General features: G+C 33.1%; 13 protein-coding genes. 11 read left to right on the forward strand and 2 right to left on the reverse strand.

The genetic code is table 11. The annotated features are described in order from the left end of the window. Positions 1-11: 11 nt before the first annotated feature. The gene (gene tmk, locus LKV13_RS04060; RefSeq protein WP_229089590.1) at positions 12-620 is read right to left on the reverse strand and encodes a dTMP kinase; all 609 of its coding nucleotides are present in this window, start codon (positions 618-620) and stop codon (positions 12-14) included. Positions 621-687: 67 nt separating this feature from the next. Here tmk and LKV13_RS04065 point away from each other — a divergent pair, with 67 nt between their 5' ends. Genes LKV13_RS04065 through LKV13_RS04075 form a run of 3 tightly spaced genes read left to right on the forward strand, consistent with a single transcriptional unit; the run spans position 688 to position 8,099 of the window. Continuing rightward, complete coding sequence (locus tag LKV13_RS04065; protein ID WP_229089591.1) at positions 688-5,079, forward strand: translocation/assembly module TamB domain-containing protein; 4,392 nt, start codon at positions 688-690, stop codon at positions 5,077-5,079. A 17-nt stretch (positions 5,080-5,096) separates the two neighbouring features. Then, the gene (gene bamA / locus LKV13_RS04070; RefSeq protein ID WP_229089592.1) at positions 5,097-7,547 is read left to right on the forward strand and encodes an outer membrane protein assembly factor BamA; all 2,451 of its coding nucleotides are present in this window, start codon (positions 5,097-5,099) and stop codon (positions 7,545-7,547) included. Between the two features lie 33 nt (positions 7,548-7,580). Next, on the forward strand, positions 7,581-8,099 hold the full coding sequence (locus LKV13_RS04075) for an OmpH/Skp family outer membrane protein (protein ID WP_229089593.1): 519 nt from the start codon (positions 7,581-7,583) through the stop codon (positions 8,097-8,099). 14 nt (positions 8,100-8,113) lie between these two features. Here the strand turns inward: LKV13_RS04075 and LKV13_RS04080 are convergent, their stop codons facing one another. Beyond that, on the reverse strand, positions 8,114-8,623 hold the full coding sequence (locus tag LKV13_RS04080; protein WP_229089594.1) for an STAS domain-containing protein: 510 nt from the start codon (positions 8,621-8,623) through the stop codon (positions 8,114-8,116). A 71-nt stretch (positions 8,624-8,694) separates the two neighbouring features. Here LKV13_RS04080 and mutS point away from each other — a divergent pair, with 71 nt between their 5' ends. From mutS to rpsO, 8 genes are all read left to right on the forward strand, one after another. Beyond that, entirely contained in the window at positions 8,695-11,274 is a 2,580-nt protein-coding gene (mutS, locus tag LKV13_RS04085; protein WP_229089595.1) for a DNA mismatch repair protein MutS, read from the forward strand. A 3-nt stretch (positions 11,275-11,277) separates the two neighbouring features. After that, positions 11,278-11,880 carry a type I phosphoribosyltransferase gene (locus LKV13_RS04090; RefSeq protein WP_229089596.1) on the forward strand — a complete coding sequence of 201 codons (603 nt, stop codon included), beginning with the start codon at positions 11,278-11,280 and terminating at the stop codon, positions 11,878-11,880. 113 nt (positions 11,881-11,993) lie between these two features. Then, a complete protein-coding gene (gene rimP, locus LKV13_RS04095) occupies positions 11,994-12,425 on the forward strand; it encodes a ribosome maturation factor RimP (RefSeq protein ID WP_229089597.1) in 432 nt (143 codons plus the stop codon). A gap of 13 nt (positions 12,426-12,438) precedes the next feature. Beyond that, entirely contained in the window at positions 12,439-13,884 is a 1,446-nt protein-coding gene (gene nusA, locus LKV13_RS04100; protein ID WP_229089598.1) for a transcription termination factor NusA, read from the forward strand. 4 nt (positions 13,885-13,888) lie between these two features. Continuing rightward, positions 13,889-16,237, forward strand: coding sequence for a translation initiation factor IF-2 (gene infB / locus LKV13_RS04105; protein ID WP_229089599.1), 2,349 nt, complete (start codon positions 13,889-13,891; stop codon positions 16,235-16,237). 8 nt (positions 16,238-16,245) lie between these two features. After that, entirely contained in the window at positions 16,246-16,605 is a 360-nt protein-coding gene (rbfA, locus tag LKV13_RS04110; RefSeq protein WP_229089600.1) for a 30S ribosome-binding factor RbfA, read from the forward strand. 8 nt (positions 16,606-16,613) lie between these two features. Further along, positions 16,614-17,459, forward strand: coding sequence for a tRNA pseudouridine(55) synthase TruB (gene truB / locus LKV13_RS04115; RefSeq protein WP_229089601.1), 846 nt, complete (start codon positions 16,614-16,616; stop codon positions 17,457-17,459). Positions 17,460-17,602: 143 nt separating this feature from the next. Then, positions 17,603-17,869 carry a 30S ribosomal protein S15 gene (gene rpsO / locus LKV13_RS04120; protein ID WP_229089602.1) on the forward strand — a complete coding sequence of 89 codons (267 nt, stop codon included), beginning with the start codon at positions 17,603-17,605 and terminating at the stop codon, positions 17,867-17,869. The last annotated feature ends 3 nt before the right edge of the window (positions 17,870-17,872 follow it).

Below are 17,872 nucleotides of genomic sequence, written 5' to 3' on the forward strand. Positions count from 1 at the left end.
TTTTAATTATATTAAAATTTGATCAAATTAAAGATTTTTCTCGCACCTATTTCCAAGTCTTCTTCGTTTAAATTTTTAATGTACACTATATCAAGGAGTTGCTCAAAATCTTTAAGTAATTCTGTGTATCTAAAATTGATATTTTTAAGATTTTTTGCTTCAAGCTCAAAGAGGTCAGGTTGTCTTCTATTTTTTTGAATACGTTTATATGCAATCCTAGGATCTGTTTGTATGAAGAAAAGTATTTCAGGAAGTGGAAAATCTTTGTTTAGTTCGCGTCCCAATTCTCCTTGGTATGCTATGGATGAGAATAAATATCTATCAGTTATTACTTTTATTCTAGATTTTTTTAATATTTTGATTATTCCGTTTTTTGGATTGTACAAATGTTCATATCTATCTGCGGCATACAGGTAAGCCAATGATGCCTCTTTCATGGGATTTTTAAAAGTGGTTAATTGTTTCCTGATAAACTCGCCAACAACTCCTTCTGAGGGTTCTTTTGTGAAGTAGTATTTTAGTTCATTATTACAAAGTCTTTGTAATCTTTGGATTATGGTTGTTTTCCCGCTCCCATCGATACCTTCTATACAATAGAAATTTTTTAGAACCTCATCCACAAATGTTTATCTCCCTTTTTGAGCAACTAGATATCGGTGAACTATTATATAATATACGCATAAATATATGAATTTGTTTTTTTTAAGAAGTAGGGTTCCTTTAGCATTTTTTTGCTCAGTTTTGGCCTTTGTATTGATTCTTGTAGTTTTTGTTTTATTTATTCAAGTTCAGGTTTATTCTGCAAGATATTTGGTCATAAGCTATCTTGAATCTAAATCGGGATTTAAAATAAAATATGGTCGAATTGCGCCCTATTTTTTCTCTTCAATAAAAGTAGATAATTTGGAATTGAGTTTAAATGACCAAGATAAAGTACTAATGAGTACGGTTAAGATAAATTTGGACTTGTTTAAGCTAATATTAGGAGATAAAAACATTATTTTAAATATTTTTATTGAAGGTAGTACCCTAAACTTTGATATAAATGATTTAAGCTTTTTGAAACCCGCAGGTGCAGGGTTTACTAGGTTTGAATTAAATGATGATAAATACAACAGCCATGCAATCGTTGGTAAAATTTCTGATTATCTAGATAGGCTTCATATCAATTTAGAAGATATCAATATTAAGCTTAAATTAGGCTCAAACAAATTCCTAGAATTTAAAGTCAAAAGTTTTGCATTAAAAACCATCGATGATGATTTTTTATTTAGATCCATCATCGATTTTAATTCCTTTTCGGATTTTAGGGAAAATGTTGGTAATGAGAGTTCTTTAAGTTCTACGTTTTATCTTGAGGGTAAGTTTAAAAAGGATCTTGAAGATGGGTATGTTAATGTCAGTTTTTTAGAATTTAATGCAAATTATTTTTCTCTACTTGAGCAGGGCTTTCAAATAAATTATTCAAAAGGGAATCTTGAGGTTTTCAATCTCAGAAGGGAAAATTTAGATTTTAATTTAAGCTATGATGTTAATAAAAATTTTTTAAGATTGGATGCTTTATTTTTCGATATCAATCTTTTAAATTGGATAAGACTTAATGAAGATTTTAACGAGTATAAAGATTATTTTGACATAGCTTTGAATGGTCAATTGGCATTTTCTTATGATTTTCAAGATGAGGATTTAAGGTATTCGTTTTTACTAAATTCATCCTCAAAAGACAGTACAATAAATAAAGAGATCCAAGGAATAAGAGTACAACTTAAAGGTAATGATAGAGTTGTAAAAATACAAAATGCCTTTTTGAAACTTAAGAGAGGTTTTATCAACTATAAGGGTTACTATTCTTTGAAAGATTTATTGCCAGTAGGAAGGCTTGATTTTAGATCTGCAAGAGTACTGAATTTTAAAGATCTTAATGGGTATTTAGATTTTGGTAAAGACAATAAAAGTTTTTTGGTAAAATCTGATGATTTTAGAATTGGTAGACTGGAAGTTCAAAATTTGAGCTTTAAAACTCTTTTCGAGCAAGATAAAACTCACGTTAACTATTTGCTAAATTTTAAAAACAATAGATCTATGGTTCTACTACAAGGAGATTTTGATAAGGAAAATTTGAGTTTTAATTTAGGTGTTAAAGAATTTCCTTTGCTTTTCTTAAATGATGTCCTCCCAGAATCTATGATTACTAAATTTATTCCCGAACATTTATTATCTGGTAAGTATTTTAACCTAGATTCAGATTTTTATTTAAACACCTCAAGTCATGATAAGTCCAGGCTGAATGGTCTTAATTTTTCTATCTATTCAAAGTTAGATGATTTTAATTTGATGTTTAATGCTGTTGGAGAAAAAGGTATTTATAAGATAAGGAATTTCACTTACAAGAGTGACGATTTTATCGTAAATTCTGTTTTTTTAATACATTTGCTTGATGACAGACTAAAGATTACTACGGATTTTAGTTACTTGAGTAAGAACTATCCTCTTTATATCGAGTTTAATTTTAAGGATAGGAACGTTAATCTTGAATTTTCACCTGGGGCGAAAGCCAATTTAAATTATGCTAATTCTATGATAATCTACTCCTTAAACATTGGTGATTTCCGTTTTCATAATAAAGAATCTGACATTTTGTTAAATATTAGTTCTTATGGGAATTATGACCAAACAAATGATGATTTAAGTGTTACAATCAACAAATTTAGATTGGATAAGATTTCTGACAATCCGGCTTATAACCTTAATATGAGCTTTAATGGTTTATATAAGAATAAAGAAGTTAATATTTCAAATATTAGATTTGTGAATAAGTACTCAAATTTACAAGGACAGGGTCGTTTTAGCTTAAATGATAAACTTAGAGGTGAGATAAACTTATTTTCAAATGAGACTACAGAGCGTTATTTTTTAGGAGTTAATTCTAACGAGGATGGCAATTATGTTTTGGGAAGGTTTCAGGGTTTAGATTTTGATAATTTTAAGTTTTTATCTTTCTTGAATGGGAAAGCCAATGGCAATTTTATCCTTAATTTTAAGGAAAATGATTTATTCAATTATTCTCTTAGTGCACACCTTGAAACAGATGGAATGTCTTTAATGGGCATTCCTACTTATTTTTCTTTTAAGTTAGGGTTGGTCGATAATAATTTTAATATCTATAACATAAAAGCAAAGCAGAATGAGAGAGAAATTCTTGCAGGTAGTTTTAGATATGATATTAAAAATTCTATTGGAGTTTCTAATTTAAATATTAATAGTGATCTTTTCTCTTCAAGAGTTGACGCAAGTTTTCAAAAATTTGAGAATAAAGACGAAGAAGAACTTGGTGTTTTAAAGGGAGAGACCGATGGAGAGGTTTCTTTCAGGGACGTAATGTACAAAGGTAATAATCTTTCTAATATTACGATTGAATTTAGAAATAATCTTGAAGAATTTAGTGCAGCATCAATTGAATATGACCTTATTAATGTTTTATATGAATATGTTGATGGTAATTTTAATGTTAGGATTGGTGATTATTTGCCCCTCAGTTTTAAAGCATCGGGTAAGATTTTAAAGAATAAAGTTAATGGGATTGTCCAAGACATTAAGTTTAATTCAGAGTTAATTACAAAAGATTTCCTAGGCTCAGAAGCTCTTTTTAATATTGAGGAGCATTTTGTTTTGCATGATATTAATTTGGGAGGGGAGCTGAGTATTGATGGTGATCTGTATAATCCAAATCTTAATGGAGAGATTAACGTATTAAATGGATCAATTAGTACTGAATATTTGAAATCTTCTAGACAGCATGGGAAGAGCAGAATTTTGGAATTAGTTAACGTCCCAATCCTGATTCAGGACAATAGGATAGTTTTAGATAATAGTTTTAATTTAGGCTATTATTCTGATGTTAATGTTTCTGCTAGTCTTAACGTTAATTTTTTAAGTGACACCATTGTTGATTATTATAAGATAGACATTGATGTTCCTAGCGGTTCTGGAGTCCCTATTAAATTTGATAAGGTAACCATAAATTTTATTGGTTATGTCTCGGGTAGTTTTTTTATTGAAGGTAATGTCGAAGAGATTGTGTTTAGTGGAGATTTAAGTATTTCAAACTCTTGGGTTTACTTGCTCGAAAATTCAATTTTTGATTTTTTAATGGATCCTTTTAAGAGAAAAAAGGGATCTAAACTAGCAGACATTGATTTTAAAGATTTTGCCATTGTTACAGATCTTAAAATAAACTTTGATAGCAATGTTGCTTTTCATTGGCCGGATAATAAGATTTCATTTTTAAATGTTACTGTTGCTAAAGGCAATGAGCTTGCAATTAAGTCTGATACTAGAACGGATGATTTTATACTTAAGGGAGATTTAAATATAGCAAGTGGTTCCGTTAATTATAATAACAAGAAATTTGTATTCAAAAGTAGTTCATATATCTCTTTTAATGAGAATAAGACTAAATTTGATCCATGGGTAAGAATTGAAGCAACAAATACAATTAAAGACGGTAGTGAGAAATTGCTTGTAACTATGGGTATGGATGGTCCTTTAAGCTTGTGGGATTTTAAGTTTATATCTTACCCTGTTCGAACGGAGCAAGAGATAAAATACCTTCTGTCAAGTTCAATAATTGGAGGTGAGCGTGGATTGCAATCCGCGGGTACCAACACGGCCGAGATTGCAATTGGATTAGCTAATGATATTCTTGTGGATTTGGTAGTACAGCCTATTGAAGATTATGTGCGTTCCGTATTAAAATTAGACCTGTTGAGTATAAAGACGGATATATTGAGGAATGTTGTTGGTGTCTCGGGGAACCCAACTTTTGCAAGTTTTCTTGATAATACGAGTGTTGAGGTGGGTAAGTATTTTACTAATGGTGTTTTCGGTAAAGCGGGTTTTGGTTTCTTAAAAGAGCAAGTGAATCTATTCACTCAGAATTTAAATTTTAGCGTCAATTTTGGTATTGAGCTTGATTCGCCGTTTTTCTTCGTTGACTATGTTTTCGATTATGATTTCACGAAAAATGGGCTGTACGGTATAGGAAATAATATATCTATTTCTTGGAAATTTAAGTATTAGGGACTAAGGGGTTTTAGATGAAGTCTTTTAAGATTTTTGTGTTTTTTTTCGTGTTTTCTGTTGGTTTGGTCTATGCCCAAACTAATTATGAGGGCAAGATGATCAAAAGCATTGATTTTAATGGACTTAAAAATATCAAGGAAAGGGATCTTGCTTCCATTTTAAATTCTTATTTGGGGAAGATTTATTCCAATGAAGTTTTTGATAAGTTACAAGTTGATCTTTACGCCCTTGATTATTTTGATGGGTTTATTAGACCTGAATTTAGGATAGAGGACGAAAAGCTTCTTATTACATTCTTTGTAAAGGAAAAGTCTATAGTAAAGACTATTTCTTTTGTTGATAGTAGTAAAGTTTTTTGGAATAGTGAGCTTCGTGATAAGTCAAATCTTAAGGTAAATGAATCTTTAAATATTGCAAATGTTAAAAGAAGTGTTATTAAACTTGAAGAGATGTATAAAGAGGCTGGGTATCTTGATGTTTCTGTTAAATACGAGACTAGGGAAGAGAACAATTTAGTAGATATTGTATTTGAAATAAATGCAGGGCCTAAGTATGTTGTTAAAGAAGTCGATTTTGAGGGGAATTTGAACTTTAAGAGTAGTACTCTCAGAAAATATTTAGCATCAAGAACAGCATCTTTGTTCTCTGATGGCAAGTATTTAAGTTCAAATGTTGATAAGGATAAGGCTCAACTTGAGTCTTTTTATAAGAATAATGGATATATTAACGTTAAGGTTGTAAATAATACTGTAGATATACGAGACCCTAGTGATTCTGATAAATTAAAAGAGATTTTTTTGAAATATTTTATTTCAGAGGGTGATGTTTTTAAGTTTGGTAAGCTTGAGATCTCTGGTAATTTGGTTTTTAGCAAAGAGGAATTACAGTCTTTAGTTACTCTTAAGGAAGGGGATATTTTTAATGATTCAAGATTTGAGCAGGATTTTTCAAAAATTCGAGAAAAGTATTATTCGGATGGATACATATTTACGGATATTGTGCCTTCTAGAAAAATGAGAGGAGAATTTGTAGATTATTTAATTAATATAGTAGAAAAAGATAAGGCTCATATTGAATCTATTACTGTTTCGGGTAACAAAAAGACGGCTCCTCATGTAATACTTAGGGAAATACCGCTAATGGAAGGAGACGTTTTTAGTCTGGAGAAGTTTAGAATGGGAATGCTTAACTTGCAAAGGCTTGGTTATTTTGGCAATGTTGTTCCTGATATTGTACAGAGCAATATTGATGGTTTAATGAAAATAAATTTTTCCGTTGAGGAAAGAGAAACAGCAAGTTTCAGGTTTGGTTTGAATTTTGGTGGATTCAGTAATTCTTGGTTTCCATTTTCGTTGTTTGGTCAATGGGAGCAATCTAATTTTTTGGGTGAGGGATATTCTTTGTCAACAAAGCTTAATCTTGCTTTCTCTGAGCAAAGTTTGCGATTCTCATTTGAGGATTATTGGTTTATGCAGACTAGATGGACTGTTGGCGGGTTTCTTGATTTCTCACATTCTATAAACACTGCCTATCAAGATATTAATGGACCTATTTTTACGGGTAAAAAAGAAGTTCCAGATCCTTTTGAGAGTTGGGAAGAATATCATAATACAAAAAATTTTTCAGATTTTAATATCATGAATTATTCCTTAATAAAATTGAGTTTAGCTTTGGTTACTGGATATACTTTTTCCAATTACCTTGGAAAGCAAATATTTACTGGGACTGTACAATCTGCTTTAAAGTATGTACATTATGATGACAGTGTTAATAGGCCTTCAAGCTATTATTTAAGGGATAATTATCATACTATCAGGTTTGAAAATTCCCTTGGCCTTAGCGTAGCATGGGATACGAGAAACTCCCAATCATTATCCAATGATGGTTTTTTGCTTAAGCAGCAATTTGATTTCTTTGGTGGGTTTTTATTTGGCCAGAGTCATTTTACAAAATCCACTACTACGTTTGAAAGGTATATCTCTCTTTTAGGGTATCAAGATGTTTTTACTCCTTTTTTTGACTTAATCTTGACTTTAAGAAGTATTTATACAAATATTTTACCGCCGCTTGGAAACGGTTTTGAGATGGAAATACAGCCAAATCACTTTATAACTATTAGTGAAAACTTTATGATGGCAAGAGGATGGGGAACTTTAAAAAATATTTATAGTTCATTTGTTAATACTATTCAGTTATCAATTCCTTTAATTAAGAATATTTTGGTTTGGGATGTTTTGTTTCTAGACATAGCAGCGTGTTCTTTGGAAGGGCAAGAAAATGCTTTGTTTGTTCCATTTGGTAGTTTTATGTTTAGTTGGGGATTTGGGGTTAGGAGTTTGTTGCCTCAGTTGCCTTTATCTTTGGTTGTAGCTTATCCATTTTATTTTGATAATAAGGGCATTAATAAGCACTACAATTACTATGCGGGATTTAAATTTTTCTTAGCAATTGACATGAGATATTGATATAATTGTCTTTGTTTTTATAAGGGGAAGAGTATGCCTTTGATTATTCTTTTGTTGGTGTGTTTATTTCGGTTAAATGTTTTTGCGATAGATGTCACAAAGGTGGGGATTGTAGATTTTGAAAAGATTGTGATTGAATTTTTGAATCCGCAGTTAAAGTCTAATCTTGAGCAGTTAAGAAAGCATTATCAAGAAAAAATAGATGCTTTAAATTCTGAGATTAAAGATTTAAGGAGAATGTATGATGAAGCTGTTAGTGTTCATGATTTAGATAATGCAAGATCTTATGGTAATCAGTATAATTTGAAGATAGATGATCTTAAGAAACTTACAACTTTAGCCAAAAGTAATATTGATCAACAAAAACAGATTAATATAAACAGCATAAATAGCGATGGAGCACTTTGGAGTAAAATACTGAGCGGTGTCCAGTATATCGCAGAGACCAATGGTGTTTCTTTGGTTATGAAAAAGGACAATCCTTACATTCTTTATTACAATAGCACTGTTGATATGACAGACGATGTTATTAAGCATTTAAACAGACAATAGAACAGAACCTCAGTTTATGGCTTATGACCTTCTTTTTTTAATCTTTTGATCAATTTGCAGAATTCTTTTTTATTTTCTTTGTTAATGCTTGAGAGTAAAATGTGTGATTCTAAAACTGATTTAAATATTTTATGTTTTTGTTCGTTATAACAAAAAAAACCCCTCATCTCGCTTTTTTTAAATGTTTCTTCTCTATTTTCTATCTTTAATATCTTTTCAAGACCAAGAGATTTTAAATTCTCAAAAACCTTCTCGCTAGGATTTATCACTTTAAAAGTTTTTTTGAACCCACTGCACATGTTCTTAACATGTACCAACGTCCCCATGAATGTTGAATCTAAATATTGCGTTTCTGATAGATCTAGGCACACCGCCCGAATTCTGCTATTATTCAGCAGTATACTCTCAACAAATGTCTTAAAATTAACACCGTGCAATGCAGTAAATCTATCAACTAGCCTTATAAAAACAGATGCATCTTTGAATAAATAAAAAACATTACTCCTGGAATCACTTTCCTTCATATTCCATTCTTTTTCATCAATAAGTGTATTGTAAAACGTTAATAATATCAATTATAATTCAGTGTTGTTTTATGGAAAAAAATGTCACACCGATGATGAAGCAATATTTAAAAATCAAGAACAATTATAAAGATGCCATTGTGTTTTTTAGGGTGGGGACTTTTTATGAAATGTTCTTCAATGATGCTCTTGAGGGAAGTAGGCTTTTAGGTCTAGCTTTGACTAAACGGGAAGGTGTTCCTATGTGTGGAATGCCTTGCCATACTAGTAGGGAGTATATAAAAAAGTTAATTTTACTGGGTAAAAGGGTTGCAATCTGTGAGCAGGGTTTACAGTCAGATTCTAGGGGACCTTTGGATAGAGAGGTTGTTGAAGTTATAAGTCCTGGGGTTGTTGTTGATGAGGATTTTTTAGAAGATGATGTTAATAATTATTTGGTTGCTATTAGCGATTATAAAGGTTGTTATTCTTTTTCATATATAGAGTTGTCAACATCTAGACTTGGGATAATCTTTTATGAGGATAGTTTTTTGGAAAATTTAAGGCGGGATATTGAAAAGTATTTTCCAAAGGAAATAATAGTTTCAGAAAATTTTTATTATAAATACCTGGAAAAGCTTGTTCTTGATAGGTTTTTAGTAAATAAGGTTCCTGACTGGCACTTGGATAAAGAAATTGCAGTAAAGTCATTGAAAGAACATTTTGGTATGGCTAGTTTGAGCGCGCTTGGCTTTAAGGAGGATGAGCCTTATTATATCTCTTCTTTTTTGATAATAGATTATATAAAAAATAATTTAAAGAATTTGTTGAGTAATATTGACACGATTCATATTAACAACGACTCTGCTTATATGTTTCTTGATGATGTTACTCAAATAAATCTTGAGCTTGTTAAGAATAGTAATGATCTAACTTCTAATTATTCTCTTTATTCAGTTTTAAATGATTGTAAAACACCTATGGGTAAAAGACTTTTAAGAGAGTACATATTAAATCCTCTTCTGGATATTTCCGGAATTAACGGTAGGCTGGCTCATGTAGAGTTTTTAAACAATAATGTTAATTTGACTATGAAATTAAGAGACATTCTCAGTAATGTTTGGGATATTGAGAGGATAGTTTCAAGGCTTCAGATGAGAAAGTATGCAAAGAAAGATTTTTTGTTTATAAGGGAAGCTTTAATAGCGTTTTTTTTAGTAAAGAAATTATTTAACGAGTACTCTTTTGGATATTGGATATTTGATACTAGTGATGAGAATAGCATAAGAGGTATTTATTCCTTAATTAATGGTTCAATCTCAAGAGAACAAGATGAACTTATAAAGCAAGGATATGATCCTAACATTGATCGCTTAAGAGGAATTAAAAATAATGCAAGTAAATATGTCGACGACTACCTTAATTTTGAGAGGAATTTTAGTAAGATTAACAGTCTTAGGGTAAAAAAAACTAATGCTAGAGGTTTGTTTTTTGAGGTTACAAAGAGTTATTATGGGCAAGTACCCTCTCATTTTATTGAAAGTCAAGCTCTAAATACTTCAAAGAGATATAAGACAAGCAAGCTTATTGAGCTTGAAAGAGATATTAATGATGCTGAAGATAATTTATCAGCTCTTGAACAAGAAGTATTTGATGGAATAGCTTTAAAGATAGCCAAACATAGTGCGGTGATTAAGAAAGTATCTGAGTTTTGTGCATACAGTGATATAATATCCAACTTCGCTTATTTAGCTAGGAAAAATGAATATGTGAGGCCTATGCTTACTAACAATAAAGAAATTATTCTTGAGGGGGCAAGACATCCTGTTGTTGAGCACTATATGAAGGGAATGGAAGCTTTTACTAGAAATTCCGTAAGGATAGATAATGAAAAATATTTTTGTCTAATTACTGGCCCTAATATGGCAGGCAAGTCAACTTATTTGCGTCAAACTGCTTTAGTTGTTCTAATGGGGCATATTGGATCTTTTGTGCCTGCTTCTAAAGCTATAATAGGAATTACGGATAAGATTTTTTGTAGGATAGGTGCAAGTGATAATATTGCTAAAGGAGAGTCTACTTTCCTAGTTGAGATGAATGAAACGGCTAATATTTTAAGGAATGCAACTTCTAATAGTCTAATAATTATGGATGAAGTAGGAAGGGGTACTAGTACTAATGATGGACTTGCCATTGCATGTTCCATTGTTGAATACATTTTAGGGTATATTAAATCTAGAAGTTTGTTTGCTACTCATTTTCATGAGCTTTCAACTATTAAACATGAGTCTTTTGTCAATCTGTCAATGAAAATTGAGAGGCAAGGTAGTGAGCTTATTTTTTTAAGGGAAGTGGAGGAAAAGCCGTCGCTTAATTCTTATGGGATTTATGTTGCACGAATGGCTGGCATACCTTTAAAAGTTATCGAGAGGGCTAATGTTATTCTTAAAAGCTTAACGAGCAGAGAGAGAGTTTGTATAGCGGAACTTCTATCTTTAGACGTTTCTGTCGATGAAGTAGGGTCGGAGATGGAGGAATCTTTAAGTTATGAAGCTGAAATCAATGCTTACCTAGAGATTAAGGAATTAATTTCTAAAATAGATATCAACAATACTACTCCTTATCAAGCAATGGATTTGCTTAATCAAGTAATTTTAAAGACTAGGGTTTAGATATTGGCGTTTGAGGTTAACATATTTAAAAGTATATTTCTCCCTTTTTGTGTTTGTTGCCAAAGGCGTTATGTTTACTCTCATGCGCTTTGTAAAAGCTGCATTGGACTTTTAGATTTTAAGATTAAATCTGATGATAGTATTTTTTATTTCTTTAAATATAGGTTTGGGTATAAAAAAATTATTCTTTCTTATAAGAAAGAAGGACAAAAGGCTTTTGGTCAATTTTTTAAGGATGGAATTTCCAAATTTTTGACAGGAATTGATTTTGATATGGTGGTTAGTATTCCCTGTAGTATTAAAAGAAAGATTTTTTACGGATTTGATCATATGGAGTATATTGGAAATCTATTAAAAAAGGATGGAATATGCTACATTAACGTCCTGGAGCGAGGGTGGGGAAAGAGCCAGAAGTTTTTAAGTGGACGATTGAGGCTTGGTAATTTAGAAAATAAGATTAAATTGAAATATAGAATTGTTAGGGACAAGAAGATTGTTCTCATTGACGACGTTGTTACTACGGGGGCATCTATGTTTTTTTGTGAGAATGTATTGATGCTGCATGGAGCCCGGAGTGTGGTAAAGATGTCAATTTCTAAAGTTTAGTTTGAAAGCCCTAGAATTGACATCCATTGCCATTGATGCTATCCTTGTGGTGTATGGATTGTTTTATTTAATAAGGTTCTTTTTTGGGGACCTTTTTGTTTTTAGGGGTTTGGTTGAGTAAAAGTTTTGCAGAGGATGAGGTTTATAGTTTAGTAAAGAGTCTGACGGATCGATTGGGGATTGAGATTTTAGAAATTAACACTTTTAGAAAAAGGGATCAAGGCAGGGTTCGGGTGGTTCTTTGTGGGCAGGGAGATTTTGGAGTTGATAAGCTTTGTGATTTACATAAAATGATTTTGTTGAGTTTAGGGTCTGCTCTTAAGTGTAAGTTCAGTTTGGAGTTGTCTACACCTGGGGTGAATAGGAAAATTAAGAGTAAGAGGGAGTTTAAGATTTTTGAGGGTAAAGAGATTAAGTTGATGTTGGATAATGAATTTGAGGAAGGACTTATTTTAAAGGCCGAGGAAGATAGTTTTATTTTTAAAACAGGTAGTAAAGAGATGAAGGTTTTCTATGGTGACGTAAGAAAGGCTAGATTATTATAAAGGAGTCTTGGCAATGATAAAGGGTACTGGCCAAATGATATGCAATATTGCGAATGAACGAGGTATGAGTGTTGACGCTATTCGGAAGACGGTTAAGGAATCTATAGCGGTAGCTTATAAGAAGTACTTTGGAACGAGTGAAAATGCTTTAATTAAGTTTGATGAAGACACTGGGGATTTGGTGGTTTATTCAAAAAAAAAGATTGTGGAAGAAGTTCAAGATGATGTGTTTGAAATATTGGAAGATGATGCTAGGGAGTTGAAGGTAGTAGAGGATGGATATGCATATGTTGAGATTGATCCTAGGATTTTCGATAGGCTTTCGATTCAAGTTGCCAAGCAGAGAACCAAAAGTGATTTACAAGGAATCGAAGATAATGAGCTTTACTTGGAGTTTAAAAGCAAGTTAAATAAAATCATTATTGGCTATGTGCAGCAGAATAGGAATGGAGATCTTTATGTTAACCTAGGCAGCACAGATGGTGTTATGCCTAGGAAATATCAATCTCCAAGGGAAGTTTATGGGCTTAATGAGAAGATTCGAGTGCTTGTTCATAGTGTAAAGAAGGGCAGAAATGGGATAGAAGTGGTTTTATCAAGGACTCATCCTAAATTTATTGAAGAACTTCTTACTCTTGAGATTCCCGAGGTTGAAGAAGGTATTATTAAGATTTACAAGATAGTCAGAGATCCAGGTTACAGGACCAAGATTGCTGTTTATACTGATAAGGAGGAGATTGATCCTGTGGGACCTTGTATTGGCCAGAAAGGTGTGAGAATCCAATCAATAATTAAAGAGCTTGAGGGGGAGAAGATAGATGTTATACCTTATTCCAGAGATGTTAAAGAGTTTATTAAAGATGCTTTAACTCCCGCAAAAGTAGATAGTGTGTATCTTATTGATGAAGATTTGCATAAAGCTTTAGTAGTTGTTAGCGATGATCAACTGTCCCTTGCGATAGGGAAAATGGGACAAAATGTTAGACTTGCAAATAGGATGCTCGATTGGGCGATTGATGTCAAGACTAGTAGTCAATTTGCGGAAATGAAGGCAAGTGGGGAGTTCAAAAAAGAGACTTTTGAGATGTTTGATAAAATTATTCAGGAGACTGTTCAGGAAGATGAATTTGAGGAGGTGAATAAGATTAGCGAACTCAAGATTCTTGATGAAGACGTTGTTTCCAGGATAGTTGAATCGGGTCTTGACGGTATTGATGACTTTTTGGGAGCCAATGAGGAAAAGCTTTTAAGTCTTGGGATAAGTTATGAGAAGCAGGATGAGATTAATAGGATATTGAAGGAGGGAATGGTAATAATTTCTAACGATAATGAGTCCATTGAGAGAATAAGAGAGGAAGAAGAGTTGCTTTGCCCTGAGTGTGGAAGTGTCATTAATGAGGATATGACTTTCTGCCCAGGCTGTAAGATAGGACTCAGCTTTGAGTTTGAAGAGGAGTGATAGTTTGTCAGATAATATCGATGATCAAGAAGATGAGAAAAAAATTAAAGTAGTCAAGTTGCGTAAGAAGGTGGTAAAGGTTGTAGCTCGATTGGACAGGAATGTGAATCCAGCTGAATCTGGAAGTGGTTTTGTTAGTCCTTCAAATTCATACAGGAGACAAGGTTCTGGTAGGAATTATACTCATGGTAGGGACTCTAGCGGTGGGCATTTTTACGGAAGTGGAAATGTAGGAGGGGAGAGGTCTTCTAATGTAAGGGGGGCTTTTGGTAGAGATAGAGATAATTTGGGGAGTCAGCAGCAAGGAGGTAGGAGTAGATATCCTGGTAGGAATTATACTCATGGTAGGGACTCTAGCGGTGGGCCTCAGACTTTCAGGAGAGTCATAAGAGCTAGGGTTGCGCCCAATATTGCATCCGCTCCTGTTGATTCTGATAACAAGGGAATTAATAGGAAGCTTGGAGAGAAGAAGAAGCAACAGCAGGAGAGTCAAAAAAGCTATAAGAGAAAAAAGGAAGAGACTGAGATTAAGACAATAGAACAAAAAGTCTTTGAACAGCTTCAGAAGAAAAAGAAAGAAAATTTGGCAAATCCGATTCCTAAATCAGTTGATATTATGGGAACTATCACTGTAGCGGAGCTTGCAAAGAAGATGAATTTAAAATCTTCAGCCTTGATTGCTAAATTGATGTCTTTGGGCGTAATGGCAACTATTAATGAGAAGCTTGATTCTGATACGGCCACTATTTTGGTTGAAGAATATGGGTCTAGGGTTAATTTGGTGTCGATTTATGATGAAACGATGATAGAGGCAGAGAAAGAGGACGAGAGTCAAAGGGTTGAAAAACCTCCTGTTATTACCATAATGGGGCATGTTGACCACGGGAAAACTAGACTTTTGTCGGTTTTGCAAAATATTGATATAAATCGAACAGAAACGGGGGGCATTACTCAGCATATTGGTGCTTATACCATTAGTTATAATAATCATGAAATAACGTTTTTAGATACTCCAGGGCATGAGGCTTTTACTATGATGAGAAGTCGGGGAGCTAGGGTTACAGACATTGTAGTTCTTGTTGTCTCATCTGTGGATGGTGTGATGCCTCAGACTGTTGAGGCTATTAATCATGCTAGGGAAGCGAAGGTGCCAATTATAGTTGCTATTAATAAAATAGATTTACCAGATGCTAATTTGGATAGGGTTAAGCATCAGCTTGCAGAGTATGAGCTCATTCCTGAAGAATGGGGAGGAAATACAATTTTTGTTTCGATTTCAGCTCTTAAGAACATTGGCATTTCAGAACTTCTTGATATGATTATTTTACAAGCTGAATTAATGGCGTTGAAGGCGAACCCAAACAAGAGAGCCATTGGTAGGATACTTGATGCTAGGGTTGATTTGGGACGTGGAATCATTTGTTCTGTAATTATTGAAGATGGGACTCTTTCTGTAGGAGATTCTTTTGTAGGTGGAATATATCATGGTAAGGTTAGGGCATTGATAAATGAGAGAGGGGTTTCTGTAAAGAGCATTGGACCTGCAAAGGCTATTAGCGTTTTAGGTTTTTCTTCTATTCCCCAGGCTGGAGATCCGTTTCAGGCAACGAAGACGGAGAAGGAAGCTAAGTTGATTAGTTCTAGGAGACAAGATCTTAAGAAATATGAAAATGCTCAAAATGTTAAAAAAATTACTATATCAAATCTTTATGATTCAATTAAAGATGGAGAATTGAAAGAGCTTAAGATAATCTTAAAAGCTGATGTGCAGGGCTCCGTTGAGGCTTTAAAGTATTCTCTTGAAAAGTTGACTAATGATGAACTCAGGGTTAGGGTCATTCATTCGTCAGCAGGGGCAATAACAGAGACAGATATTAGTTTTGCAGCTGCAAGTGAGGCTATTATCATTGGTTTTCATGTAAGGCCTACGGCGAAGGCTCAAATGTTAGCTGACCAGGAAAAAGTTGAAATTAGAAAATATAATATAATTTATGATGCAATAAATGATATTAAGTCTGTACTTGAGGGAATGCTTGAACCTGATATTGAGCAAAAGTTTATTGGATTTGCCGAGGTTCGTGCTGTTATTAGTGTTCCTAGGGTCGGAGTGGTTGCTGGTTGTTATGTTTCACAAGGATTAATAAAAAGAGATGCTGTAACTAATGTTATGAGAGAAGGGTTTCAGATACATTCTGGTAAGATATCTTCACTTAAGAGGTTTAAGGATGATGTTAAGGAAGTCGGCGCACAGTATGAGTGTGGAATTATAATTGATAATTATTCTAATATTAAGGAAGGAGATATCATTGAAGCATTTGAGATTAAAAAGATAAAAAGACGTTTGGGGTCTTGAATTTGGATATGGAAAAAGAGATAAGAAAGACAAAGCTTGAAAGTTTGCTAGTTCAAGAAATTGGTAATTTGATAGTAACAAAAGGCATTAAGGATCCTAGGGTTCATGAGTTTTTAACTGTTGTAAGGGTTGAGGTTTCAAGTGATTTGATAAATGCCAAGGTGTTTGTTGGCTCTATTAAGGAAGGTGCGTCTCTTGATAATGCTATTAAAGCGTTAAATAATGCTAAGGGCTTTATTCAGGGGGAGATTGTAAAGAGGATTAGGGTTAGAAATACTCCGAAATTGAGTTTTTTAAAAGATGACACTGTTGCAAGGTCTTTTTATGTCAACAAAATAATTGATAATTTGGGTATTGGTAAAGAATAGCAGATTTAATGAATGGAATTGTTTTATTAAAAAAAAGAAGTGGTGTGACTTCTTTTGAGGCTCTGTCTCCTCTGAGGAAGTATTATGCGGGAAGTCGTGTTGGGCATACGGGGACTCTTGATAGGTTTGCCAGTGGACTTTTGGTGGTTCTTGTTGGAAAGTATACTAGTCTTTCGGGTTATATTACATCTTTGAGTAAGGAATATGTGGCAGAGTTTGAATTTGGAATCCAGACAGATACTCTTGATCCTGGTGGCAGAGTAACGAATAAAAGAGATTACATTCCAAGTTTGGAGGAGTTGAATCTTGGGCTTATGTCTTTTGTGGGTGAGATTTATCAAATTCCTCCTAAATTTTCTTCAGTGCATGTTAACGGAAATAGAGCTTACAAATTGGCTCTCAGAGGAGAGGATTTTGAACTTCAATCTAGAAAAGTTGAAATATATTATATGCAGGTCTTAAACTATAATACCGATTCTCGTATTTTAAAATTGAAAATAAAATGTTCTAAGGGGACCTACGTTAGAAGTATTGCAAGAGACTTAGCTTTAGCCTTGAATTCGTGTGCTTATGTTAAGAGCCTTGAAAGAGTAGGTGTTGGAGTTTTTAAGTTGGAAGATGCTTGCTTTTGTGAAAATCTAGATGATAATTCTTTGATAAGTTTAGACTCCTTAAGCCTTTTTGAAGTAATTTATGTTGACTCTAATATGGTTAAATCTGTTAAGAATGGTGTTTATATTAATATCGTTATTAAGTTAAATGAATTTAAGATAGTTAAGACCAGAGAAGAAGAGATGTTAGCGGTCGTGTGTGGTATTGGGTTGGGCAAATATAAATATCTCATTATATTCTAGTAAGTTGTAAATATTATTTACTGTTTGATAAATTATTGGTCCATTTTTGTTATTTTGATGAAAAAATATTATAATTTAGTTTGAGGATTTTAGTTGTAGCAAGTGGTCTTTGTGCCTTGCTATGATGGTGTTAGGAGTCGGTTGTGGTTAGTAAGGAACAGAAACAAATGATAGTTTCAGAATTTGGCAGGAATGCGGATGATACTGGTTCTGTTGAGGTTCAGGTAGCCTTGATTACGAATAGGATAAAATATTTAACAGAACATTTGAGGGTTAATAAGAAGGATCATAGCTCGAAGAGAGGTTTATTGAAGCTAGTTGGACAGAGGAGAAGCTTGTTAAGATATTATCAGGGCAAGGATTTGGAAGCTTACAGAACCTTGATAGCTAGGCTTGGGCTTAGGAAATAATAA

The organism is Candidatus Borrelia undatumii (genome assembly GCF_020882015.2).
Classification (GTDB): Bacteria; Spirochaetota; Spirochaetia; order Borreliales; family Borreliaceae; genus Borrelia.

Coding starts and splice junctions, on each gene's coding strand:
- rbfA (WP_229089600.1), top strand. CDS start 16,246: ATGGAAAAAGAGATAAGAAAGACAAAGCTTGAAAGTTTGCTAGTTCAA.
- LKV13_RS04080 (WP_229089594.1), bottom strand. CDS start 8,623: ATGAAGGAAAGTGATTCCAGGAGTAATGTTTTTTATTTATTCAAAGAT.
- bamA (WP_229089592.1), top strand. CDS start 5,097: ATGAAGTCTTTTAAGATTTTTGTGTTTTTTTTCGTGTTTTCTGTTGGT.
- LKV13_RS04065 (WP_229089591.1), top strand. CDS start 688: ATGAATTTGTTTTTTTTAAGAAGTAGGGTTCCTTTAGCATTTTTTTGC.
- truB (WP_229089601.1), top strand. CDS start 16,614: ATGAATGGAATTGTTTTATTAAAAAAAAGAAGTGGTGTGACTTCTTTT.
- nusA (WP_229089598.1), top strand. CDS start 12,439: ATGATAAAGGGTACTGGCCAAATGATATGCAATATTGCGAATGAACGA.
- mutS (WP_229089595.1), top strand. CDS start 8,695: ATGGAAAAAAATGTCACACCGATGATGAAGCAATATTTAAAAATCAAG.
- LKV13_RS04075 (WP_229089593.1), top strand. CDS start 7,581: ATGCCTTTGATTATTCTTTTGTTGGTGTGTTTATTTCGGTTAAATGTT.